Below are 24,538 nucleotides of genomic sequence, written 5' to 3'. Positions count from 1 at the left end.
CCAATTTCATGCACTGTATGCAACCGTGGCATCACGCAAAAGATACGTATTCGAAAAGATATGATGCTATCTATTGGTTGGCGAGCTGAGGGATCGGGCACCTGCCGGATCGCCACCGTGACGGATTCCAGACCGTGCCCTACACCGAACATGCACTACCCCGGGAGAGGCTGCAGCAGGCCGTCACCCACGCCATCCTGACCACCGGCCGCCACTGGCGCCGGGCCGCGAACAACGTCGCGGAAGCGCACGGCCTGTCGGACGCCACCGCCCATCCGCTGGTCATCATCGGCCGCATGGAGGAGGAGCCCCGGCAGAACGTCCTGGCGGAGGCCGTCGGCATCGAGGGGCCGTCCCTGGTCCGCCTCCTCGATCAGCTTGCGGCCGCCGGGCTGGTTGTGCGCCGGGAGGATCCCTCCGACCGCCGGGCCAAGGTGCTGGGCCTGACGCCCGAGGGGCGCTGCGTCTTCGAGCAGATCGAGGCCGCGCTCTCCACCCTGCGGACATGCGTCTTCGCGGAGATCGATGACGCGGACCTCGAAGCGAGCCTCCGGGTGTTCGCGGCGCTTCAGCGCTATGGCCGCGCGGCCGACGAGGCCGCGCCGGCCTTGAAGCCTGCGCCCGTCTTGGAGGCCGCGCCATGACCCTGCCGGGATGGCGTGACTGGGCCTTCGCGGTGAGGACCTACGCGGCGGCGATGCTCGCCCTGTTCCTCGCGCTCTGGATCGACCTGCCGCGGCCCTACTGGGCGCTGGGCACCGTTTACATCACCAGCCAGGTTCTGTCGGGCGCGACCCGCTCGAAGGCCATCTATCGCATCTGCGGGACGGCGCTCGGCGCGGCCGTGAGCGTGGCGCTCGTGCCCAATCTGATCGACGCCCCCGTGCTGCTCAGCCTCGCGGTGGCGCTCTGGGTCGCGCTCTGCCTCTACATCTCGCTCCTCGATCGCACGCCCGCGAGCTACCTGCCGATGCTGGCGGGCTACACGGCGGCCCTGATCGGATTCCCGGCGGTCGACGACCCGGGCGCGATCTTCGACACCGCCGTGGCGCGGTCCGAGGAGATCGGGCTCGGGATCGTCTGCGCGAGCCTCGCGGCGACATTGGTGCTGCCGCAATCCGCGGCGCCGGTCATCGTGGCACGGCTCGAATCCTGGGTGGCCGAGGCCCGATCCTGGACGCTGGCCGCGCTCCGGCGAACCCGCACGTCTCAGGCCGACGAGACCGGCCAGCGCCTGCGTCTCGCCTCGGACGCGCTGGCCCTCGACGCCCTCGGCCTCGCCCTGCGCAACGAGGCCAGCGGTGCGAAGCGGGCGGCCGCGGCCTTCGCGCCGCTGCGCCAGCACATGCTGATGGTCCTGCCGATCGTCGCGACCCTCTCCGACCGCGTGGCCGCCCTGGAACAGGCCGGCGCCCTGCCGATCCGCGTCCGCGCGATCCTGTCGGATCTCGCCCTGTGGCTCTCGGCGGAGGACGATCCGGACGGCGCGGCCCGGCTGCGCCAGCGCATCGCCGACATCGATCCGAACCTGGACCGGGATCCGAGCTGGACCAATCTTCTGCTCGCGAGCCTCGCGGCACGCCTGCGCGACATCATCGATCTGCGTCAGGATCTGCGGGTGCTCCGCGGCCATCTCCAGGCCGGGACGGCGCCGGATGCACCGCTCGCCTTCGCCTATACGGCGCGGGTCACGCGCATCCGCCACCGGGATCATGGGCTGGCGGCGTTCTCGGCCTTCGGCGTGTTCGTCAGCCTGCTGACCTGCTGCGCGATCTGGATCGCCACCGGCTGGCCGGACGGATCGTCCGCGCCGATGATGGGGGCGGTCGCCTGCTGCCTGTTCGCCACCCAGGACGATCCGGCCCCGCAGATCCTCGGCTTCTCGAACTCCGCCCTGATCGGCGCCGTGGGAGCGGGCATCTACCTGTTCGCGATCCTGCCGATCGCCACCTCCTTCGAGATGCTGGCGCTCGCCCTCGCACCGGCCCTGATCCTCTGCGGGCTGGCGATGACGCGGCCGCGCACCGCCTTGATAGGCATGGGCGCGGCGCTCAACGGCGCGACGCTGCTGGCGCTCCAGAGCAGCTACAGCGGCGAGTTCGCGCCCTTCGCCAACGGGGTGATCGCCTCGGTGGTGGGGATGTGGGTCGGCGCGGTGGTGACCCGGCTGATCCGCTCGGTGGGGGCGGCCTGGAGCGCCCGCCGTCTGGTCCGGATCAACCGCCGCAGCCTCACGGCCGCCGCGGCCGGGCGCGGCACCGGGCACGGGCTGGAACTCGCCGCCCTGATGCTCGACCGCGTCGGCCTGATCGCCCCGCGCCTCGCGATGCTGCCCCAGGGGGAGGCTGAGGCTTTCGGCGACCTCCTGGGCGACGTGCGCGTCGGCATCAACCTCGTGGAGCTGCGCCGGGTCCGCAGACGCCTCACGGGGCGGGCGCGCATCTCCGTCGACGAGGCCCTGGCTCTGGCGGCGCGCCGGCTGCGCGGCCGGGACGGCCCCGATCTTCTCGGCGCGCTGGACGACGCCCTCGACGCCGTCGGCCGCGCCGCGCCGACGCCGGAGCGCCGCGCCGCCCTGATCGGCCTGACGGGCCTGCGCCGCGGCCTGTTTCCCGAGGCGTCCCCCTACCGGGACGCGTCACACCTGCCGAACGACCAGGAGCTGGCGGCATGATGGGCGAGATCGACCTCTACGGGGTGTTCGTCCCGGGGCTCGCCGTCTGGATGGTGATTGCCTTCGCGCTGAGCCTGCCGGTCCGTCGCCTGTTCGCCGCGATAGGCTTCTACCGGTTCGTCTGGCACCGGCCGCTCTTCGACCTCGCCGTCTACGTCGCCCTGCTGGGCGGCGTCGTCACCCTCGCCCACCGGACCCTACCATGACTGCCCTCCTTTCCCTCATCGGCCGCCTCTTCGTCACCCTCGGCATGGTGGCGGTGGCGCTGGTCGTCGGCCTGTCGCTCTGGGATTACTACATCAATGCGCCCTGGACCCGGGACGGGCGGGTGCGCGCCGACGTGGTGGCGGTGGCCCCCGACGTCCCGGGTCTCGTGACCGAGGTGCTGGTCGAGGACAATCAGGTCGTCCGGAAGGGCGACGTGCTGTTCCGCATCGATCCGGACCGGTTCCGCCTCGGCCTGCGTCAGGCGGAGGCGGTGGTGGAGGGCCGCAAGGCCACGGCCGAGCAGGCCGCGTCCGACTATGCCCGCTATTCCAAGCTCAGCGACGCCGCGGTGTCGCAGCAGAAGGTGGAGGCCGCCTTGGCGGCCGATCTCTCGGCCAAGGCCGCCTACGAGCAGGCCCTGGCCGACCGCGACCTCGCCAAGCTCAACCTGGAGCGCTCCGCGGTGCGGGCCGCGGTCAACGGCCGGATCACCAACATGGAGTTGCGCCCCGGCGCCTACGTCACCACCGGCCACGGCGTGATGGCGCTGATCGACAGCGATACGCTCCGCATCGAGGGTTATTTCGAGGAGACCAAGCTGCCGCGGATCAAGGTCGGCGACGCCGCGACCGTGCAGCTGATGGGCGAGGACGAGGTCCTCAAGGGCCGGGTCGTCAGCATCGCCGGCGGCATCGGCGAGACCGGCCGCAGCGAGGCGACGAACCTGCTCGCCAACGTCAACCCGACCTTCCAGTGGGTGCGCCTCGCCCAGCGCATCCCCGTGCGGATCGAGCTCGATAGCGGGACCGCGGATCCGCGGCTGGTGAGCGGCCGCACCGCGACCGTGTCGATCGCGTCGGCGGAGGGCGAGACGGCCGTGGGCTGGAACGTCCTGGGCCGGGACGCCCTGCGCTGGCCCTGGAAGGGATGGCGGGAGGCGCTCGCCCGCTGAACATTCCCGCGGGCCTGGGGTTGGCCTGGGACGACGCAACGCCGATGCAGGAGTCCCCATGTCGAAAACGATCCTCGCCCTCGCAACATCCCTCGTGCTCGCCACGTCCGGCGCCGCCCTCGCGCAGGCGCCCCAGACGGGGGGCGCCGATCGGGGCAACGTCAACAAGTCCGGTGCCGTGGGCGGCGCCGGATCCGGGGCCATGGAGCGCACCGGCTCGACGGGTGCCGGCATGGCGCCCGGCACGAGCGGCGGGCCGCGCGTGAGCACCCCGGGCGCGCCGGCCGGCAGCAGCATGGGCAACGGCACCACCGGCAGCGGCGCGGCGCCGAGCGGGCGGTAGGGCTACGCTGCTGGGGCGCGACGCTCCCTCCTCCCCCTTGTGGGGAGGAGTTGGAGGTGGTGCAGAAGGCACCGGGGCGCTTGATCCGCCCCCGCCCGAGCCCCTCCGCACACGGGCTTGCGGTTTCCCACATCCTGATCAGAGAACAGGCGCGAACGCCGCCGCGTCTCTCTCCCCTCTGCGGGGGAGGGTGGGCCGGCCGTCAGGCCGGGTCGGGAGAGGGGAACCCGGGTTCAGGAAAGGGCGCAACCTTCACGCAGCACAGAGCCCTGTTCTGCACCGTCGCTCCCCTCTCCCGACCGCCTTCGGGGGCCACCCTCCCCCGCAAAGGGGGAGGGGATGCCCGTCCAAGGTGGTCCAGGATCCATGCCAGCCGAGCCCTACGCCCCCAGCCCGCCCACGCACAGGTACTTCGTGTTCAGGTAATCCTCGATGCCCTGATACGAGCCCTCGCGGCCGAGGCCCGATTCCTTCACGCCGCCGAAGGGCGCCACCTCGGTGGTGATGATCCCCTCGTTGATCCCGACCATGCCGTATTCCAGCGCCTCGGCCACCCGGAAAGTCCGGCCGAGGTCGCGGGTGTAGAAATAGCAGGCGAGCCCGTACTCCGTGTCGTTGGCCATGCGGATCGCCTCCGCCTCGTCGCGGAAGCGGAACAGCGGCGCCAGCGGCCCGAACGTCTCCTCGCGGGCCACCGCCATGGCGGGGGTCGCGCCAGTGATGACGGTCGGCTCGAAGAACTGGCCGCCCAGCGCATGGCGATGGCCGCCCGCGATCACCCGGCCGCCCTTCTCGACGGCGTCGCGGATATGCGCCTCGGTCTTCTCCACGGCGGCCATGTCGATCAGCGGGCCCTGGGCGACGCCCTCCTCGAGGCCGTTGCCGACCTTCAGGCGGTTGGCGGCCTCGGCCATCTTCTCCGCGAAGGCGTCGTAAATCCCGTCCTGCACCAGGAAGCGGTTGGTGCAGATGCAGGTCTGGCCGGAATTGCGGTACTTGGCGAGCATCGCGCCGGCCACCGCCCGGTCGAGATCGGCGTCGTCGAACACGATGAACGGCGCGTTGCCGCCGAGTTCCATCGAGACCTTCTTCACCGTGTGCGCGGCCTGCTCCAGCAGCACCTTGCCGACCTCGGTCGAGCCGGTGAACGTGATTTTTTTGACCAAGGGATTGCCGGTCATCTCGGCCCCGATGGCCCGGGCCGAGCCGGTGAGGATCGAGACGATTCCGGCCGGGAAGCCCGCGCGCTCGCACAGCACGCCCCAGGCCAGCCCCGAGAGCGGGGTCTGCGAAGCGGGCTTGATCACGATCGGGCATCCGGCAGCGAGCGCCGGGGCGATCTTGCGGGCGATCATCGAGGACGGGAAGTTCCACGGCGTGATCGCCGCCACCACGCCGACCGGCTCCTTGGTGACGAGGATCTTGCGGTCGCCCCAGGGGGAGGGGATCACGTCGCCGTAGACGCGCCGCGCCTCTTCCGCGAACCAGAGCACGTAGGCGGCCGACATGGCGACCTCGCCGCGGGATTCGGTCAGCGACTTGCCCTGCTCCGCGGTGAGGATCTGCGCCAGATCCTCCTGATGCTCGGTCACGAGCGCCGCGAGCTTGCGCAGCAGCACGGCGCGCTCGTTGGCGGTCCTGGCGCGCCACGCCGGATAGGCCGCATGCGCCGCCTGGATCGCAGCCCGCGTCTCCTCGGCGCCGGCATTCGGCACCCGGGCGATCAGCGCACCGGTCGCCGGGTTGGTGACGTCGATGCTGCCGGAGCCGGCCCTGGTCCAGGCGCCGCCGACGAGGCAGGACTCGACCAGCAGGGCGCGATCCTTCAGGGTGGGAATCTCGGTCTCAGGCATCCAACGGTTCCTTCGGCGGCTGCGGCAGGTCTGGCTCCGATCCCTCGGGCTCCGACATCGCAGCCCGCGGCTTGAGGGTCACGCCCTGGGCCGTATTCCTCGCCTGGGCCTCGGCTCTTGTCTCGAATACGTGGGGAGCCAGATCGCGGCTCGCCAGCGAGGCGCCGAGTTTCAATCGCAGGAACGCGCTCGTCGTGTAGCGCGACGCCGTCTCGTAATACCGCTTTTCCAGATAGGCGATCGCCGAGAAATAGGCATCGCTCACCGTCGGGTCGATCTCGAACCCGTCGTAATTGGCGATCAGGTCGACCTTGCGGCCGATCTCCTGGCAGGCGCGCTCGTATTCCCGGCGCACCAGCTCGACATCCTCGATGGTCCGGACCTGAAAGCCTTCGAGGTTCGAGAACAGGATGTTGCGCTCCGGATCGTAGCTGATCCGCTCCGCCATGGAGAGGCCGAGCAGCCACGGCTCCAGCCCCATCACGGCGTCGCGGAACAGGCGCGGATCCATCGGCTTCGGGTCGCGCACGATCGGCGCGAAACCCATCTGGCCGAGGATGTCGCGTTCGATATCGACGCCCGGCGCGACCTCCACGAGTTCCATGCCGGCGCGGGTCCGGCGGAAGACGCAGCGCTCGGTCACGTAGAGCACCGGCTGGCCGCGCTCGGCCGCGTAGGCCCCCGAAAAGGTCACCTGCTCGACCGCCGCGATGAACTTTTGCGAGCGGCCCTCGCTGAGGATGCGGATGCGGTCGCCCTCGACCGCGACCTTGAGGCCATCCGCCGTGAACGTGCCGGCGAAGACCAGGCTCTTGGCGTTCTGCGAGATGTTGATGAAGCCGCCCGCGCCCGCGAGCCGCTTGCCGAAGCGGCTGACGTTGACGTTGCCCTCCGCATCGCACTGGGCGAGGCCGAGGCAGGCGAGGTCGAGGCCGCCGCCGTCGTAGAAGTCGAATTGCTGGTTCTGGTGCAGCACCGCGGCCGGGTTCAGGGCGGCGCCGAAATCGAGCCCGCCCTGCGGCAGGCCGCCGATCACGCCAGGCTCGGCGGTGAGCGTGAGGTACTTCAGAACCCGCTCCTCGGCGGCGACGGCAGCCACGCCTTCCGGCATGCCGATGCCGAGATTGACCACGCCGCCGGGGGGCAACTCGAAGGCGCAGCGCCGGGCCACGACTTTTCTGGCATCCAGCGCCATCGGCGGAATCCGGTCGAGCGGCACGCGCTGGCGGCCCGTGAAGGCGTGGTTGTAGGGCGTGCCGTAGGTCTGGCGGTGGTTCTCCGGCTGGCTGAGCACCACGCAATCGACCAGGATGCCCGGAACCTGCACCTCCCGCGGATTCAGCGAGCCGGCCTCGGCCAGCCGCTCGACCTGCGCGATCACGAAGCCGCCCGAGTTCTTGGCCGCCATGGCGGCGGCGAGGTTGTCCAGCGTCAGCGCCTCGCGCTCCATGGTGATGTTGCCGGCGGGATCGGCCGTGGTGCCGCGGATCAGCGCGACGTTGACCGGGAACGCCTTGTAGTGGAGCCAGGATTCGCCGCCGAGCTCGACCACGCTGACGAGGTCTTCCTGGGTGACGGCGTTGAGCTTGCCGCCTTCGAGCCGCGGATCCACGAAGGTGCGCAGGCCCACCCTGGTGATGTGGCCCGGCGTGTGGGCGGCGATCTCCCGGTAGAGGTGCGAGACGACGCCGAGCGGCAGGTTGTAGGCCTCGATCTGGCCCTCGACCGCCAGGGCGCCGAGCTTCGGCACCAGCGCCCAATGGCCGCCGACGACGCGCTTGACGAGACCCGGGATCGCGAGGCGGTTGAGGCCGCGTTCCTTGCCGTCGCCGGGGGCGGCGGCGAACATCAGGCCGATCCCGTGCGGGCCGCTGCCGGATTCGAAACGGCGGGCGAGCGCGAGGATCAGCTCGTCGGGCGTGCCGATGCCGACGAAGCCGGAGACCGCGACCATGTCGCCGTCCTGCAGGATGGCGGCGGCCTCGTCGGCGCTGACGATCTTGTTCTTCAGGCTGGCCATGGGGTGATCCTCGGCGGCCGCACCGCGCGCCTTTCCCTCCCCCCTCTGCGGGGGAGGGTGGCCCCCGCAGGGGGGCGGGAGAGGGGAACGACGGTGCAGAAAAGCGCGCTTGCCTTCATGAAGGTCGCGTCCTTTCCGGAAGCCGCGCTCCCCTCTCCCGACCCCTGCTGACGCAGGGGCCACCCTCCCCCGCAAAGGGGGGAGGGGAGGGGTGTCGCGCTCGTCGAAAACCGTCGCGAGATCATCCTACCCCCGCTGGCCGAGCCAGTCGGCGATGCCCGAGCCCAGCAACTTCTGCGCCTTGCCGCCGACGAACACGCCGACATGCCCCCCGGGCAGGCCCATCTCGGTGTAATCGCTCGTCCCGATCTTATCCCTCAGCGCCTGCGAGGTGGCGGGCGGGATGATGTGGTCGTCCTGCGCGAACACGTTCAGCACCGGGCAGGTGACGGCCTTCAGATCCACCCGCCGGCCGCCGAGCACGAAGGCGCTCTGGACCAGCTTGTTGTCCTGGTAGAGATCCTTCAGCCACTGCTTGGCCGCCTCGCCGGGATGATCCGGCCGGTCCGCGATCCACTTCTCCATGCGGAGGAAATTCAAAAACTTCTTCTTGTCGTCGAGGGCGTCGAGCAGGTCGAGGTTGTACTTCGTCATGGTGCGCATCGGCGTCATCATCGAGAACACCGAGCCCATGAAGGCCCCGGGCAGCGACCCCTGAGCCTCGATCAGCCGGTCGATGTCCTCGGGCGTGAGCGAGCGCGTCCAGACGTTGATGAAGCCGTGGCCGGCCCGGTTCTCCCGGGTGTCGGCGTGGAAGTCGATCGGCGTGATGGTCAGCACCATCGCGTTGACGGTCTCGGGGTAGAGCGCCGCGTAGCAGGTGGTGAACACGCCGCCCTCGCAGATGCCGAGCAGGCTGACTTTCTCCCGTCCGGCCGCCTCCTGGATGACGGCGACGGCCTCCGCGAGGTAGCCGTCCACGTAATCGTCGATGGTGACGTAGCGGTCGGCCCGGCCCGGATTGCCCCAGTCGACCACGTAGAGGTCGAGGCCGAGGTTCAGCAGGTTGCGGACGAGGGAGCGGTCCTCCTGCAGATCGGCCATCGTGTAGCGGCCGATCAGCCCGTAGACGATCAGCACCGGCGGCAGGCCCTTGCTCTCGGCGAGCGACCGATAGCGGTAGAGGCTGACCTTGTCCTGGCTCCAGACCAGATCCTTCGGCGTGGTGGCGATCTCGACATCCGCGTCGCTGACATCGGCGAACAGCTTGGCGCCCGCGCTCAGGCGGCGGCCGAGGGTGCCGACCTCGGCCAGCAACGCGGCCGGGGTGAGGTTCAGCGGCGCGGCCGGCCCCTTCGGGCTTTCCTGATCAGCCATGGGCGTCCTCCCCGACCTGTGAGCCGCTTGCCTTCGCGAGCCTGCCGGCCTGCCGGCGCTCGCGGCGCAGCGCCCGGACCTCCCGGCGCAGCTCGGTCAGGCTCTTGTGCACGTCGTCGAGCTCGGCCCGGGTCGGCTGGCCGTAGAACTCGGACAGGAAAGCCGCCACATCCTGCTGGGCGAGGCGCAGATCGGTGGAGGCGCGCAGCACGGCCCGCTGCGAGGCCAAAAATTTCTCCGAGCGCTGGACCTCCAGCAGGACCGCGTTGGCGGTCTCGATCCACCGGCTCATCATCTCGCGGGCGGAGGCGAAACTCTCGCCGTTTTCGGCGCGGGCATTGGCTTCCTGGGCGAAGGTCCCGGCCGCGCGCGTCCAGGCCTCCAGCATCACGGCCTGATGCTCGCCCTGCGCCCGCCGGAGCGCCGCCCAGGCGGTGAACAGGGCGGCGTAGCGCCGCTCGGTCTGCCACAGGTCGGCGAGTTGCGGCCCCTCGGCCATGCGGGTCAGCGCGGCATCGAACTCGGCTGTGCCGCCGAGCCAGGCCTGCGGATCGAAGATCCGGGCGAGCACCGCCCCGGCGGTCGGGTCCGGCGCGTCGGGGCCGCCCTGGAGCGACTTGGTCAGGGCCTGCGACAGGGCGGTCGCGGCATTCCAGGCCTCGGTCAGCTTGGCCTGCGCGGCGGCGAGCCCGGCGAGATCGGGGCTCTGAAAGTCCGACCAGCCGAAGGCGGGCGTGGTTCTCCCGAAGCCGGGTGCGAGGAAGCCCGCGGCCGCCCGCGTCCAGAACTCGCCCATCGCCCGGAACGCGTCGAACTGGTCCATGCTGGCGTTTCTCCCGGCCTTGTTGGGCTCCGCGCGACCGCGAAGCCTGTCGTCAGCTCACCGACCCGACCGCGAGCCCCCGGGTCTCCAACCCAAACCCCTCATCCTGAGATGCCGCAGCGAAGCGGAGGCCTCAGGATGAGGGGGGAGGGTGGGACGTCTCGGGTCGAGCGATGGTTCACGCCGCCGGCCGCGCCTCCCCGAGCGCCTCGGCGTAGATCCGGAAGGCGTCGTCATAGGTGAGCTCGCGCGGGTTGTTCACGAGGAGCCGGGTCTGCTTCATCGCGTCGGAGGCCATCCGCTCCAGATCCTGCCGGCCGACCCCGACCTCGGCCAGCGAGGCCGGCACCTTGCAGTCGCGGCAGATCGCGTCGAGGCTGTCGACGAAGCGCTTGGCGGCCTCGGGCTGAGGCAGATCGGCGGCCGCGGGATCGAGGATCGGCGCGAGTTCCGCGTAGAGCGCCTCCGCGTGCGAGAGGTTGAAGCGCATCACCCCCATCAGCACCAGGGCGTTCGAGAGCCCGTGCGGCACGTGGAAGATCGCGCCGACCGGATAGGCGAGGGCGTGGACCGCCGCCACCGGCGCGTTGGCGAAGGCCATGCCGGCCAGCATCGAGCCGAGCAGCATGCCGGAGCGCGCCTCCAGATTCTTGCCGTCCGTGCAGGCCGTGCGGATGTTGGCCGAGAGCAAGGCCAAAGCCTGCTTGGCGAGCTGGTCGGAGATCGGGTTCTTCCTGTTCTTGCTGGTGAAGGCCTCGATCGCGTGGACCATGGCGTCGATGCCGGTCGCCGCCGTGACGTGCGACGGCAGGCCCAGCGTCAACTCCGGGTCGAGCACCGCCCAGTCCGGCAGCAGCTTCGGCGCGACGACGCCCTTCTTCTCGGTGGTCGGCGTGGTGACGATCGAGATCGGCGTCACCTCCGAGCCGGTGCCGGCCGTGGTCGGCACGAGGATCAGCGGCAGGCGGTCGCCCTTGGCGAGGCCGACGCCGTAGATCGAATCCAACGGCTCGTCGGACTTGACCAGGTAGGCGACCAGCTTGGCGGTATCGAGCGCCGAGCCGCCGCCGATCGACAGGACGAGGTCGGTCCCGAGCTCCCGGGCGCGCTTGGCCGCCGCCTCGATCACCGTGGAGGGCGGGTCGGCGACCACGTCCTCGTAGACGTCGAGGGTGAGGCCGGCGGCCTTGAGCGCCGTCTCGGCGGCCCGGGTCAGCCCGGCGCCGCGCACGCCCCTGTCGGTGACCAGCAGGACGCGCTTGGCCCCGAAACTGCCGACGATCTCGGGCAGCTTGCTGGAGGCGCCGGCCTCGAACAGCACGTTCGGCGTGGTCTGGAAGGTGAACGGGTTCATCGCGCTGCCCTGTCTTGGTCCCGACCCGATTGCGACGCCGAACTCACTCGGCGGGCTCGAAATCCTTCACCTTGGCGCGCAGCTCGTCGACCAGCACGCGGGTGTTCTCGGAATAGTCGATCGGCACCGCCACGAGATGCACGCCGCCCGCCGCGAAGGCCCGGTCGAGCGTCGGCACGAGGTCGTTGACCGATTCCACCCGGTGGCCGGTGGCGCCGTAGGACTTGGCGTAGAGCACGAAGTCCGGGTTGTTGAAGGTCATGCCGTAATCGGCGAACTTGTCGACCGCCTGCTTCCAGCGGATCATCCCGTAGGCCGAGTCGTCGAGCACCAGCACCACGAGGTTGAGCTTCAACCGCACGGCGGTCTCCAGCTCCTGGCTGTTCATCATGAAGCCGCCGTCGCCGCACACCGCCATCACGCGCCGGTTCGGGTAGAGCATCGCCGCCATCATGGCCGAGGGCAGGCCGGCGCCCATCGTGGCGAGCGCGTTGTCGAGGAGCAGCGTGTTGGCCACGTAGGTCCGGTAGTTCCGGGCGAACCAGATCTTGTACATCCCGTTGTCGAGGCAGACGATCCCGTCCTCGGGGATCACCCGGCGCACGTCGCGCACCAGGCGCTGCGGCGTGACCGGGAAGCGGTCCTCGCCCGCCCGGTCGCCGACCCGGTTGAGGATGTGCTCGCGCAGGGGCAGCAGCGCGCCCGCGTTCGGGAGCTTGCCCTCCAGCTTCTCGGCCAGCAGCTTCAGGGTCGGCCCGAGATCGCCCACCACCTCGGCATCGGGATAGTAGACCTGCTCGACATTGGCCGGCATGTAGCCGATGTGGATGACCTTCTGGTCCGGCTGGCCCATGAAGAAGGGCGGCTTCTCCACCGTGTCGTGGCCGATGGCGATGATCAGGTCGGCCCGGTCGATCGCCTCGTGGACGTAGTCGCGCTCCGAGAGCGCCGCCGTGCCCATGTAGAGGTTGGTGCCGCTCGCCACCGTGCCCTTGCCCATCTGGGTGGTGAAGAACGGGATCTGCGTGCGCTGCACGAAGCCGCCGAGTTCGCCCGTGGCCCGGGGGCGGCTCGCGGCGGCGCCCAGCATGACCAGCGGGCGCTTGGCCTGCAGGATCATGGCGGCGGCGCGCTCGATGGCGGCCGGGTGGGCGACCGGGATATCGATCGGGTGCGAGGGTACGAGGTCGGCCTCGGCTTCTTCCGAGGCGATGTCCTCCGGCAGTTCCAGAAGGACCGGGCCGGGCCGTTCCTCGGTGGCGACCCGGAAGGCGTCGCGCACGATGGTCGGGATCGAGGAGGCCGAGACGATCTGGCGCGCCATCTTGGTGATCGGCTTCATCGACGAGATCACGTCGACGATCTGGAACTTCGCCTGCCGGGAGGACAGGATGCCCTTCTGGCCGGTGATGATGATCATCGGCATCGCGCCGAGATGCGCGTAGGCCGCGCCGGTGGAGAAGTTCAGGGCGCCGGGACCCAGCGTCGAGAGGCAGACGCCGGGCTTGCCGGTGAGGCGCCCGTGGGTCGCCGCCATGAAGCTCGCCGCCTGCTCGTGGCGGGTCAGGACCAGCTCGATCCTGGAGTTGCGCAGGGATTCGACGACGTCGAGATTCTCCTCGCCGGGAATGCCGAAGATGCGGTCGACACCTTCATTCTCGAGGGCTGCGACGAGGAGATCTGAACCCTTGGGCATGCGGAGTCTCGCTGATGCGCGGCGTACCCGCGTCGCTCGGCGAAGGACGTCCTGACGGCGCGTCGGCTGGTTAGAGGGCCGCTATCGGAAGTGGTCAAGGCCGGTCCGCACCCGAACAGTCACAGAGGCGGCGCAATGGTATTCTGCACGATATCCCCGCAGGACTTGCCGCACCGCGGAACGTGGCGGCACGGTCAAGGTTGTCGTGGGATCGGGGACGTTTGAATTCATGGAACGGATGGTCATCGAGCAGGATCCGGCGGCGGACGAAGCCTCCGGGTCGACCCGGCCGGACGCGGATCCGGTGCTGACGCCGATCGCGGATTTCCCGCGCATCGATCTGCGGGCGGGCGTCGAATCGTGGGACAAGCGCCGCCATGCCGGGAAGAAGCTCCGGGAGGCGATTCCCCATGCGGGCCAGGGGACCTTCGCGGCCGATCCGGACCGGCCCGATCCGATCGCCCTGATCGAGGCGGCCCATGAGGGGCGCCAGCCCCACCTGATCCCGCTGCGGGTCGCGCGGATGGCGACCTCGCCCTTCGCGTTCCTGCGGGGGGCCGCGCATGTCATGGCCTGGGACCTGTCGCGCGGGCCGCGCAGCGGCATCGACGTGGTGATGAACGGCGATGCCCACACCGACAATTTCGGCCTGTTCGGCACGCCCCAGCAGGACATCGTCCTCGACCTCAACGATTTCGACGAGGTGACGATCGGCCCGTGGGAATGGGACCTGAAGCGCCTCGCGGCCGGCCTCGCGGTGGCGACCGCGGAGGCCGGCGCATCCGCGCGCATGTCCCGCGAGGCCGTGATGGAGGCGGTCTGCGGCTATCAGCAGACGATGCGGCGGCTGGCGCCCCAGGGCTCGCTCGACGTCTGGTACCAGACCACGCGGGTCGACACGCCGCATATCTCCAGCCTGCGGCTCGATGCCGAGGCCCGGGCCGTGGTCCGGCGGGCGGTGGACAAGGCCCGGCGGCGGAACAACCGGAGCCTGCTGTCGCAGGTGGCCGAGCGGCGCACCGACGGAAGCTGGCGCCTCAAGACGGACGCGCCGATCCTGACGCCGGTGGACGAGGCCACGCGGGAGGGCGTCGTCACCGGGCTGGAGCGCTACGCCGAGACCCTCCCGCGCGAGCGCCGCTTCATGCTCGACCGCTACCACGTGGTGGACGTGGCCCACCGGGTCGTGGGCGTGGGCAGCGTCGGGACCCGGGCCTATCTCGCGCTGCTGTTCGGCAATTCCGACGCGGACGCGCTCTTCCTCCAGGTCAAGGAGGCGGTCCGCCCGGCCCACGCGCCGTATCTCCCGGGGATGCCCGATCCTTACGCCGGGCACGAGGGCGAGCGGGTGATCTACGGCCAGCGCCTGCTCCAGGCGGTGGGCGATCCGCTGCTCGGCTGGACCAGCATCGCGGGCCGCCCGTTCTACGTGCGCCAGATGAAGAACCTGAAGGGCGCGATCCCGCTGGCCCGGATGTCGGGCGCCTCGCTCCTGACCTTCTCGTACGCCTACGGGACGCTGCTCGCCCGCGCCCATGCCCGCACCGGCGACGCGGCGGCGATCACCGGCTATTGCGGCAGCGGCAAGAACGACCATCTCGGCAGCGCCATCGCCGACTGGGCGGCGGCCTATGCGGAGCGCAACGCCGCCGATTTCGATCTCTTCCGCGCCGCGATCGCCAGCGGCCGGCTGGAGGCCGCAGCGGATCCGTGCCTGTGAGGTGGGTGGTCAGATGATGCCGGGCGGCGGCGGCTCGTGGGCCAGCCGCACCAGCAGGTCCCGCAGCCAGCGATGGGCCGGGTCGTTGTCGTAGGAGGCGTGCCAGAGCATCGAGACGGCGACATCCTCCAGCGCCACCGGGACCGGGCTGACACTCAGCGCCAGCGCGTTGGCGAAGGAGGTGGCGAGCCGCGCATGCATCGTGGCGATCACCGGCGCGGCGCGCACCAGGAAGGGAACGACCAGGAAGCGCGGCGTGGTCACCGCGAGCGTCCGCGACCGGCCGATCAGCGCGAGCGCGTCGTCCACCACCCCGTGGGCGGTCTCCTTCAGGGAGGTCAGGACGTGGGGGAAGCGCAGATAATCGTCGAGGCCGATCGGCGGCTCCAGGCCGATCAGCTCGGCGTTGAACAGCACGACGTAGCTGTCGCGATAGAGCAGCCGCTGCTTGTGGTGGATCTGTCCCTCCGAGAACAACCCGATGGCGATGTCCACTTGGTCGGCGTCGAGCTCGTCGAGGATCCGCGACCGCTCGACCGAGCGCAGCAGCAGCCGGATCCCGGGCGCCTCCCGGCGCAGCTGCGCGATGAGGCGGGGCCCGAGCAGCACCTCGACGCTGTCGGGCAGGCTGATCGTGAAGCTGCGCGCGACGGTCGCCGGATCGAACCGCTCCTCGCGGTGGACCAGGGCCTGGACCTGCCGGAGGGTGGCGCGCAGGGGCTCGGCGATCTTGAGCGCCCGGGGCGTCGGGCGCATCCCGTCCGGGGCGCGGGTCAGGAGTTCGTCATCGAACAGGCGGCGCAGCCGGGCCAGGCTCGAACTCATCGCCGACTGGCCGATGCCGACCCGGGCGGCCGCGCGGGTGACGCTGCGCTCGTCGAGGAGCGCGTCGAGGGCGACCAGCAGGTTCAGGTCGATCCGGCTGAGGTCGATATGGTCGATGGCCACGGGCGAATCGGTCTGTTGGCGTCGTGTCGCGCTATAGCAAGATCCACCGGGATTGGTGTCTTGCGATCCTTGTCCTGGTGGAGGATGCGCACGAAGGGCACCGCCGCTCTCCCTCCCCCTTTGCGGGGGAGGGAGGCGCGCGGCGCCGCCCATCCCTTGACAATGTTCCTATTTTGTGCTCATTAGCCGCCACCTGTCCGCGGCGCTGCCGGGGTGACCCTTCGGGGTGATCCGGCACCGCTCTTCGGGGGTCCGCCCGGTGGCTGACCGGGCGGGCGTGCCGGACAGGGCGGTGCCCGCGTCGGTGGCTCTCAGCCGCCATCGCCCCGGGCGGCGGACCGATACGGGGCGTGCCTCGGATGCGGGCGTGAGAAACACCGGGCCTCGCCCGGCGGGGGGAGGAAATGCCCTCCGCGCCGACCCGCTTCTGGGCCGACCCTGAGTCTCCTGCGGACCCGCCCACCAAGAGGCGGGCACTGGCTGGAAGGCCACGATCCTTTGCGGGTTCCGGCGGTGCGTGTCACCGCGTCCGAGACCGTCTTCCGGGATGTCGCAGGGTCGGGACCGTCGCACAGACACCGCGACGACAAGACGGCAGCGGTCGGGGACCACGCCCGGTCGATGCCGCGGGACGCCGCGGGGACCGGATCCCGCGCGTCATGTCACCACCTGGGTTCCCGCGGCGTCCCGCGTCCCTCGTGTGGTTTGCTTCCTGGGCCATGCCCCCGGCGCCGCAGGCGCGCGGGGACCATGACGCATGTCCGGACGCGCGGATCCGATCACGCCGGCATCGGCTCCCGCGGCTCGGTGTAGTCGTAGAGGCGCGGCGCGGGAATCTCGTCCTTGGCCCCCATCCGCGCCACGAGATGGTCGGCGACCCGCAGGGCGTTGGCGATGATCGTGAGCGTCGGGTTCACGGCGCCGATCGACGGGAAGAAGCTCGCATCCGTCACGTACAGGTTGTCGAGCTGATGCGCCTTGCAGTTCCGGTCCAGGACCGAGGTCGCCGGGTCGTCGCCGAAGCGCAGCGTTCCGGCCTGATGGGCCGTGCCGCCGATCGGCACGTTCTTGCCGAGGTAGAGCGAGCGGTCGAACAGGTGCGGGTGGATGTCGGTGAAGCTGCAGATCTCCTGCAGCTTCTGCCGCAGCCGCTTGTGCGCCTCCACGTTGGTCTCGGTGAGGTCGAGATGGACCTTCCCGTCCTTGTAGAAGATCCGGTTCTGCGCGAGCGGGATATCCTCGGAGGTCAGCCAGAAATCGACCGAGTGCTTGGCGATCCAGTCGAACGGCTTGTTGGGAAACCATTGCAGGAAGCCGGGCAGGCCCTCGCCGTGGATCTGGGCGCCGTCGGACTTGCCGACCATCTGGATATGGCCGAGCGGGAAATCCCAGTCGTCCTTCGGATCCGGGTCGCCGAAATAGAAGTCGTTGACTCCAAGGGTCTTCTGGAACTTGGTCGGGTTCGGCGTCTTCGAGATCGCCAGGACGGTCGAGTTGTTGTGGCGCATGTAGTTGCGCCCGACCTGATCGGAGCCGTTGGCGAGGCCGGTCGGATGCCGGTCGCTCGCCGAGCGGAGCATCAGAAGCGCGGACGAGAGGGCGCCGCAGGCCACGACCACGAGGTCGGCCGAGGCCTCGAAGGGCGCGTCGTCGCGGGTCCCGACCACGCCGGTGACGGTCCGGCCGGCCGGATCGGTGACGAGGCGCTCGATATAGGTCCGGGTGAGCAGCGTCAGGTTCGGGCAATCCCGCAGGGCCGGATCGACCACCATGGTCTGCGCGTCGGATTTGCCGTTGGTCGGGCAGGGGAAGCCGTCGAAGGATTCGCACTTGATGCAGGGCGAGGTCGAGATGGCGCGGCCGTCCTTCTCCACGAGGCGCACGCCCACCGGCAGGTGGAACGGATGGTGGCCGGCCCGCTTCAGGTTGTCGAACAGCTCCTGGATCCGCGGCTCGTTCGCCACCGGCGGATGGGCGTAGGGCTTCTTCGACCAGGGCTCGGTCGGGTCCTCGCCGCGCAGGCCATGGACGTGGAACAGCTCCTCGGCGGCTTGGTAATAGGGCTCGAATTCGTCGTAGCCGACCGGCCAGGCCGGCGCGATCCCGTCCGCGTGGCGAATGTCGGAAAAGTCCTTCTCGCGGAGGCGGAAGAGGATCGAGCCGTAGAATTTCGAGTTCCCGCCGACGTAGTAATGCAGCCCGGGATGGAAGCTCTTGCCGTCCGAGGAGTACCACGTCTCCTTGGCCTGGTAGTACCCGTCGACGATCACCGCCTGGCTGTCCCAGTTGCGCGGCTCGCGCAGGAGGTAGTCGCCGCGCTCGATCAGCAGGATGCGCTTGCCGGTCTGGGCGAGGCGCCACGCCATCGTCCCGCCTCCGGGGCCGGATCCGACGATGATGACGTCGTAGTGCTCACCGGGCATGCGGTCTCTCCGTCCGGGCCGTTATCCTGGCAGGCAACTCGCGACGGGCCGTTCGGATCGCGCTGCGGCATCGTTTCCCTTGCTCGACCGCCGCAACCGCCGGTTAAGCGCATTTCCCAACACGGCCTTCAGCTTCGGCTGCGATCCTGCGACGGACCGGCCTCCTGCCGGGGAGGCATCGATGGTCGTCGAGGACATCGCGCTGGTTCTGGCGCTCGTGGTCGCCGCCGCCCTGGCGGCCGATCGCTGGCGCGGGCGGCGGGCCGCGTCGGATGAGGGCGAAGCCGAGCGGATGCACGACCGCCTGTGGCGGATCAGCGAGAGCGAGGACCGCTACCGTGCCCTCGTGGCGGCGACCACCGAGGTGATCGTGCAGCGCGACGCCCGGGGCCGCATCACCTATGTCAACGAGGATTACGCCCAACTCCTCGGGCGCGAACCGATCGAATTGCTCGGCGCGCAGATCGATCTGGAATACCTGGACCGCAGCGACGTCGAGATCGGCGCGGACGGGGTGCGCCGCATGGAGGCGCAGGTCCGCTCGGTCGACGGCCGCGTCCGCTGGTTCGCCTTCGTGGAGATGCCGGTGGCGCATGGCGACGCGATGCACTGGCTGCGCGCGGGCCGGGACGTGACCGCCCGGGTCGAGGCGATCCGCAGCCGCGACGCCGCCCTGGAGCGGGCGGAATCGGCGAGCGTCGCGAAATCCCGCTTCCTGGCGACGGTGAGCCACGAGATGCGCACGCCGCTCAACGGCATCCTGGGGATGGCCGACCTCGTGCTCGGAACGGAACTCAACCCGGAGCAGCGCACCTATGTCGAGGCGGTGCGCACGAGCGGTCAGGCGCTGCTCGGCCTGATCGACGGCGTCCTCGACTTCTCGCGGATCGAGGCCGGCCGCCTGGACCTCGCCGCCGAGCCGTTCAGCCTGCCGTCGGTGGCCGAAGGCGTGGTCGAACTCCTGGCCCCCCGGGCCCAGGACAAGGGGATCGAGATCGCCCTGGATGTCGCCGAGGGCTTTCCCGCGCGCCTCCTGGGCGATGCCGACCGGGTGCGGCAGATCCTGATCAATCTGGCGGGCAACGCCATCAAGTTCACGGAGCGGGGCGGGGTCGGCGTCAGCCTCGCCTTCTCGGGCGCCGAGACCGGGCCCGGCGAGGTGGTTCTCGCCGTCGCCGATACCGGCCCGGGGATCCCGGAGGAGCGTCTGCCGATCCTGTTCGAGGAGTTCGAGCAGGGGGATGGCAGCGCGAGCCGCAGCCACGAGGGCACGGGGCTCGGCCTCGCCATCACCCGGCGCCTCGTGTCCCGGATGGGCGGCCGGATCGAGGCGGCCTCGCAGGTCGGGCGGGGCACGACCTTCCGGGTGCTGCTGCCGCTGCCGGAGGTCGAGGCGATCGCGTCATCGGGTCCCGATCCGCTGCCGCGCCTCGATGGGCAGCGCTGCCTGATCGTGGCCGATTCGCCGTTTCAGGCGCCCTATCTCGCCCGATGCCTGTCCCGGGCCGGCGCGGCCACGGTGATCGTGGACACGCTGGAATCCGGCCTCGACGCCCTGTCGGGCGCCGCCTTCGACGGCATGCTGGCCGATCGTGCGCTCGGTGACGCCGCCGTGCGGCAGCTCGCCGATGCGGCCCGCGCCTGCGGCGTGGGCTGCAGCCTCGTGCTGCTCTCGCCCTTCGACCGGCGGGGCTTCGGCGCACCGGGCGCGGCGGGTTTCGACGGATACCTGATCAAGCCCGTCCGCGAGCGGTCCCTGATCGAGCGCCTGCTGGCGCCACCAAATCCGGCCGAGATCCAGGCCGCCCCGCCGGCCGCAACACCGCAAGCAGGCGTCGGGATGCGCGTCCTGCTGGCCGAGGACAACCCGATCAACGCCCTGCTGGCGACCCGCGCCCTGGAGCGCCTCGGTGCCGAGGTGGTCCACGCGGTCGACGGGATCGCGGCGCTGGAACAGCTCGACACGAACGGCCCGTTCGATCTCGCCCTGATCGACGTGCGCATGCCGCGCCTCGACGGACACGAGACGGCCCGCCGGATCCGCGCCGCCGAATCGGCCGGCACCGGCCGGCTCCATCTGGTCGCGCTCACCGCCAATGTCGGCCGCGAGGACGAGGCCGCCGCCCGGGCCGCCGGGTTCGACGGGTTCCTGGCCAAGCCGCTCAACCTGAAGCTCCTTCCGGCCCTGCTGGAGCGCCGCACGGCGCGGGCGGCGTGAGCGCGTTGACAGGCCAGCCCCTCCCACGCCAACAGGATTCCATGTCGGCAGCCACGCATCCATCGCCCGAACCGCGCGCGTCGAGCGGCGCGCTCGCCGCCTGGGGCATCGCGGCCCTCGTCGTCGGAACGGTTCTGCTCGGCGCGCTTCTTCCGGCCCGTCATCCGGCACCGGCGCGCTCCGTCGCCGAGGATCCGGCCTGTCTCGAATGGACCGACGGCTGTCAGGTCTGTCAGCGCCTTCCCGAGGGGCCGGCCTGCTCGCTCCCGGGCATCGCCTGCCAGCCCGCCGCGCCGCACTGCCTGCGCCGCGCCGACGGGTGAGCGCGGGCGCCCCGGTCCTCCGCTTCGCGCCGAGCCCGAACGGACGTCTCCATCTCGGCCACGCCTATTCGGCGCTGCTGAACGCCGATCTCGCCGAAAGGATGGGCGGGATCTGCCGCCTGCGGATCGAGGATATCGACCCGCAGCGCTCGAAGCCGGCGCTGATCGAGGCGATCGTCGCGGATCTCGCCTGGCTCGGGCTGCGCTATCCCGAACCCGTCCGGCGCCAATCCGAACACATGGCGGCGTATCGCGCGGTCCGCGACGGCCTGATCGATCGGGGGCTCGCCTATCCGTGCTTCTGCTCGCGGGGTCAGATCCGGGCCCGCGTGGAGTCAGGCGGCGGGACCGCGTGCGATCCGGACGGCGTGCCTCTCTATCCCGGCACCTGCCGGAGCCTCGACCCCGCCCGCGTCTCCGAAAACCTCGCCCGGGGCGAGCCGCACACGTGGCGCCTCGACATGGCAGCCGCGCTCCGCTGCGCCGGGCCGGATCACGGCTACATCGCCTTCGACGAAACCGGCGAGCGGTGGATCGCCGCCGATCCCGCTCGCTGGGGCGACGCGGTGATCGCCCGCCGCGACGTCCCGACGAGCTATCATCTCTCCGTGGTGTCCGACGACGCGGGGGAGGGGATCACCCATGTGGTCCGCGGCCGCGACCTGGAGGCGGCCACCGACCTCCACGTGCTCCTGCAGGCGCTGCTCGGACTGCCCACGCCGCTCTACCGGCACCACCCGCTGCTCCTCGACGCCACGGGCGAGAAACTCGCCAAGTCGCGGGGCTCGCAATCGCTCGCCGATCTCCGGGAATCCGGCATTACGCCGGCCCAGATCCGCGCGCAGCTCGGCTTCGGCTGACGGCCCGGCCTCAGCGCACGATCGCGTCGCGCTGAGCGAGCGCCGTGGCGCTCTTCGACTTCAGCATGGTCGCGTCGATCTGCTCGCGCTGCCGCTTGAATTCGGCCAGCAGGCGCCCGTCGAGTTCGCGGCCGCGGGGAACGCGGATCTTCATCGGATCGACGAAGTGGCCGTTGATGATCACCTCGTAGTGGAGGTGCGGTCCGGTCGACAGCCCCGTGGAGCCGAGATAGCCGATGATCTGGCCCTGCCGGACCTTGACGCCCTCCCGGATGCCGCGGCCGAACCGCTGCATGTGATTGTAGGTCGTCACGTAGCCGTTGATGTGCTGGATCTCGACGCGGTTGCCGTAACCGCCGGAGGTCATCTCGGCCCGGATGACCACGCCGTTGCCCGTGGCCATGATCGGCGTGCCGATCGGATTGGCCCAGTCGACGCCGGTATGGAGCCGCGCGTAGCCCAGGATCGGATGACGGCGATAGCCGAAGCCCGAGCGCATGATCCCGTCAGCGATCGCCTTGCGCAGAAGGAACTTCTTGAGTGACCGTCCCTGCTCGTCGAGGTAATCGATCGTGCCGTCGTCGGGGGACTGGAAGCGGTAGACCTTATGGGTGTCGCCGCCGAGGGTGAACGCCGCATAGAGAAGATCCGGACGGTCGGCATTGGCGTCGTCGTCGTAGCTGTAGAACACATCGATGTCGTCGCCGCTGACGATGCGGCGCTGGAAATCGAGGTCGTAGCTGAACACCCGGACGAGGTCCTCGACGGTGGCCCGGGGCAGACCGTGGCGCGCGGCGGTCTCGTAGAGGCTCTGATACAGGCGCGGCCCCGAGCCCGAATCGGCATCCTCGTCGTCGCCGGCCTCGGCCTGGGGCGGCGGCTTGGGGGAGGGGGCCTCCTCGGCGGGGGGCGCCACCGAGACGAAGGCGCCCCGGTCGTTCAAGGCGGCGATCCCCTCGATACCGGCCTCGCCGTAGAGCACCACGCGGGTGACCTGACGCGGGTCACCGGGACGGGGGCCGGGCGCGATCTGCACGCGCATCGGCTGGCCCTCATTGAGGGCGGCGGTACGCGCCTTGCCGCCGAGCGCCGCCACGATGCCGCGGATCGCGTCGTCACCGGCGAAGCCGGTGGCCTTGAGCGTGCTCTCGAGGGACTCGCCGCGCTTGAGCGCGAGATCGCGCTCTTCCACGAGCGGCGTCTCGTTGGGCTTCAGCTCGACCTTGGCGACCTTGGTGACGTTCTCCGGGACGACGAGCACTTCGATGGACTTGAACGGATTGGCCTCCTTCGGCGCGGCCGCATCCCCATCGGCCGCGGCGCCCTGCTGGAGGGTCCGCGACAGCATGATCTGCGGCGCGATCGGGATCGCGGCCCGGCGGCCCGCCTCGGCGGCGATGCGGCGCTCCTCCTCGACCTGCGCCGTGACGTCGTCGTCGGTGAGCGCGGGTGCAGTGGCGGCGTCGGCGACATCCGTGAGGTCGCGTTTGACGACGGTAACCTCAGCGCCCGGCGCGTCGGCAGCGGCATCGGGCGCGCGCTCGGGGGGCTCGTCGGACACGAACTTCATGGGATCGAAGCGCGGCGGTTCGCCCGCATAGACGCCGGTCGTCATCGACAGCGGCGTGGTGAGGCGCACGAAGGCCTTCGCCTTGATGATCTCGCGATCCCCCAGCCTGACCGTCACCGGGGCCCGGAAGCTCTGTTTGGCCGAGGCGATCATCAGGTTGCGCACCAGCCGGTCGCCCTTGCGGGCGAGATTGGCCCCTCTCTCGCTCGGCTGCGGCCGAGGCACGACGGTGGCGCGCTCCGGGATGGCCGCGAAGGAGGCGTCCCCCTGAAGGGAGACATGCAGGGCCGCCGCGATGAGCGCGGCCCCGGTCAGGCCGGTCAAGGTGCTGGCGCAGAGCCAGCGCAGGTTGACCGCGCGTCGGTCGATCTGAGTCGCGGTCGAGCCGAGCTGATCGAGCGGCGCCTGGAATCCACGCCCGGAGAAGGCGGCCACATCGCCGATCTTGAGTCGCTGGCGCTTCACTCGCAGGCCCTGAGAAGACGATGGCGTACGGCGCGCCGGGCGGGATCCGAGGATCCGAGCCGGGCTCTGCCGGACCGGAAACGGTATGCGCGGCCGGCGCGTCCATCTCACGACGCAGCATGTCGAGATTGAGGCGCGCGCCATTCCACGGCAAGGCGCCCTGGGAAAAACGGTGCCGGTTCGGCGCGCGATGGGTGCGACCGACAATCCGCAAAAAGGCAGTTGACGCGGATCAGTCGGGTCCGTATACCCCGGTTCATCGGCGCCGGCCGCGAGAGTGGACCGGGCGCTGAGGCATCTTCTGACAAGCAGCGGGATTGGCCGGCTGGGTAGCCGGGCGATCGTCTGTTTGTCGTTTGAGGCCGGCTCCGCGGACGGGTCGCTTCGGCGGTTCCGGGGCGGGGTTGACAGGGGGATCGGCGGGCTTTAGACGCCCTCCACCGCTGAGGCGGACCACCGAATGGTCGGTCCGGTATCACGGTTCCTCCAGTCGAGCAAGGGTCGGTTCAGGCGCAAGCCGGGATGATCTGTTGCCGGCGCAAGCCTCGGGCGACTGAGGCGTTCTTTGACAAGTTGTGATTGAGGAAGGGAGACGCGGGCGGCGTTTGTCCTTGCGGCCGGGTCGAGAGACCTGGCGTGAGTAGACTTGTGCTGATCTGTCGTTTCTCTTTTGAGCTCACCGACGGGTATTTTGGCGCTGTGAAGCGTTGGG

18 protein-coding genes are annotated in these 24,538 nt (G+C 70.3%); 9 read left to right on the top strand and 9 right to left on the bottom strand.

Annotated elements, in window-relative coordinates:
- The first annotated feature begins 134 nt into the window (after positions 1–134).
- The 5 genes from FVE89_RS18585 to FVE89_RS18565 are packed head-to-tail and all read left to right on the top strand — an operon-like array spanning position 135 to position 4,176.
- On the top strand, positions 135–644 hold the full coding sequence (locus FVE89_RS18585; protein ID WP_160535526.1) for a MarR family transcriptional regulator: 510 nt from the start codon (positions 135–137) through the stop codon (positions 642–644).
- The gene (locus FVE89_RS18580) at positions 641–2,674 is read left to right on the top strand and encodes an FUSC family protein (RefSeq protein ID WP_160535524.1); all 2,034 of its coding nucleotides are present in this window, start codon (positions 641–643) and stop codon (positions 2,672–2,674) included. Before FVE89_RS18585 ends, FVE89_RS18580 begins: the two co-directional genes overlap by 4 nt.
- A complete protein-coding gene (locus FVE89_RS18575) occupies positions 2,671–2,880 on the top strand; it encodes a DUF1656 domain-containing protein (protein ID WP_160535522.1) in 210 nt (69 codons plus the stop codon). The genes FVE89_RS18580 and FVE89_RS18575 overlap by 4 nt, the downstream gene beginning before the upstream one ends.
- Complete coding sequence (locus tag FVE89_RS18570) at positions 2,877–3,833, top strand: HlyD family secretion protein (RefSeq protein WP_160535520.1); 957 nt, start codon at positions 2,877–2,879, stop codon at positions 3,831–3,833. Before FVE89_RS18575 ends, FVE89_RS18570 begins: the two co-directional genes overlap by 4 nt.
- Positions 3,834–3,891: 58 nt before the next feature.
- On the top strand, positions 3,892–4,176 hold the full coding sequence (locus FVE89_RS18565) for a hypothetical protein (protein ID WP_160535519.1): 285 nt from the start codon (positions 3,892–3,894) through the stop codon (positions 4,174–4,176).
- Between the two features lie 380 nt (positions 4,177–4,556).
- Here the strand turns inward: FVE89_RS18565 and FVE89_RS18560 are convergent, their stop codons facing one another.
- The 6 genes from FVE89_RS18560 to FVE89_RS18535 all read right to left on the bottom strand — a co-directional run bounded on the left by FVE89_RS18560 (position 4,557) and on the right by FVE89_RS18535 (position 13,299).
- Positions 4,557–6,029 (bottom strand): NAD-dependent succinate-semialdehyde dehydrogenase, encoded by a 1,473-nt coding sequence (locus tag FVE89_RS18560; protein ID WP_160535517.1) that lies wholly within the window; start codon positions 6,027–6,029, stop codon positions 4,557–4,559.
- Positions 6,022–8,049 (bottom strand): acyl CoA:acetate/3-ketoacid CoA transferase, encoded by a 2,028-nt coding sequence (locus tag FVE89_RS18555; protein ID WP_160535516.1) that lies wholly within the window; start codon positions 8,047–8,049, stop codon positions 6,022–6,024. The genes FVE89_RS18560 and FVE89_RS18555 overlap by 8 nt, the downstream gene beginning before the upstream one ends.
- 246 nt (positions 8,050–8,295) lie before the next feature.
- Positions 8,296–9,426: a class III poly(R)-hydroxyalkanoic acid synthase subunit PhaC gene (phaC, locus tag FVE89_RS18550; protein ID WP_160535514.1), complete on the bottom strand. Its 1,131-nt coding sequence runs from the start codon at positions 9,424–9,426 to the stop codon at positions 8,296–8,298.
- A complete protein-coding gene (locus FVE89_RS18545) occupies positions 9,419–10,249 on the bottom strand; it encodes a poly(R)-hydroxyalkanoic acid synthase subunit PhaE (protein WP_160535512.1) in 831 nt (276 codons plus the stop codon). Before FVE89_RS18545 ends, phaC begins: the two co-directional genes overlap by 8 nt.
- A 178-nt stretch (positions 10,250–10,427) precedes the next feature.
- A complete protein-coding gene (locus FVE89_RS18540; RefSeq protein ID WP_160535510.1) occupies positions 10,428–11,603 on the bottom strand; it encodes an iron-containing alcohol dehydrogenase in 1,176 nt (391 codons plus the stop codon).
- 43 nt (positions 11,604–11,646) lie between these two features.
- Complete coding sequence (locus FVE89_RS18535) at positions 11,647–13,299, bottom strand: acetolactate synthase large subunit (RefSeq protein ID WP_160535509.1); 1,653 nt, start codon at positions 13,297–13,299, stop codon at positions 11,647–11,649.
- 238 nt (positions 13,300–13,537) lie between these two features.
- On the opposite strand from FVE89_RS18535, the gene FVE89_RS18530 reads away from it, so the two are divergent.
- Positions 13,538–15,019, top strand: coding sequence for a DUF2252 domain-containing protein (locus FVE89_RS18530; protein WP_160535948.1), 1,482 nt, complete (start codon positions 13,538–13,540; stop codon positions 15,017–15,019).
- 9 nt (positions 15,020–15,028) lie between these two features.
- Here the strand turns inward: FVE89_RS18530 and FVE89_RS18525 are convergent, their stop codons facing one another.
- A complete protein-coding gene (locus FVE89_RS18525) occupies positions 15,029–15,967 on the bottom strand; it encodes a LysR family transcriptional regulator (RefSeq protein ID WP_160535507.1) in 939 nt (312 codons plus the stop codon).
- Between the two features lie 779 nt (positions 15,968–16,746).
- Entirely contained in the window at positions 16,747–18,390 is a 1,644-nt protein-coding gene (locus tag FVE89_RS18520; RefSeq protein WP_160535505.1) for a GMC family oxidoreductase, read from the bottom strand.
- A gap of 181 nt (positions 18,391–18,571) precedes the next feature.
- Between FVE89_RS18520 and FVE89_RS18515 the strand changes: the two genes are divergently transcribed.
- Genes FVE89_RS18515 through gluQRS form a run of 3 tightly spaced genes read left to right on the top strand, consistent with a single transcriptional unit; the run spans position 18,572 to position 21,791 of the window.
- Positions 18,572–20,608: an ATP-binding protein gene (locus FVE89_RS18515; protein WP_160535503.1), complete on the top strand. Its 2,037-nt coding sequence runs from the start codon at positions 18,572–18,574 to the stop codon at positions 20,606–20,608.
- 41 nt (positions 20,609–20,649) lie between these two features.
- Complete coding sequence (locus tag FVE89_RS18510) at positions 20,650–20,931, top strand: hypothetical protein (RefSeq protein WP_160535502.1); 282 nt, start codon at positions 20,650–20,652, stop codon at positions 20,929–20,931.
- Positions 20,928–21,791, top strand: coding sequence for a tRNA glutamyl-Q(34) synthetase GluQRS (gluQRS, locus tag FVE89_RS18505; RefSeq protein WP_342389609.1), 864 nt, complete (start codon positions 20,928–20,930; stop codon positions 21,789–21,791). Before FVE89_RS18510 ends, gluQRS begins: the two co-directional genes overlap by 4 nt.
- A gap of 10 nt (positions 21,792–21,801) precedes the next feature.
- Here the strand turns inward: gluQRS and FVE89_RS18500 are convergent, their stop codons facing one another.
- Positions 21,802–23,826 (bottom strand): M23 family metallopeptidase, encoded by a 2,025-nt coding sequence (locus tag FVE89_RS18500; RefSeq protein ID WP_160535498.1) that lies wholly within the window; start codon positions 23,824–23,826, stop codon positions 21,802–21,804.
- Positions 23,827–24,538: the final 712 nt, after the last annotated feature.

Source organism: Methylobacterium sp. 2A, assembly GCF_009806555.1.
Taxonomy (GTDB): Bacteria; Pseudomonadota; Alphaproteobacteria; order Rhizobiales; family Beijerinckiaceae; genus Methylobacterium.
Note: the sequence above shows the minus strand (reverse complement) of the source record. Positions and strands in the feature narration are given on the sequence as shown.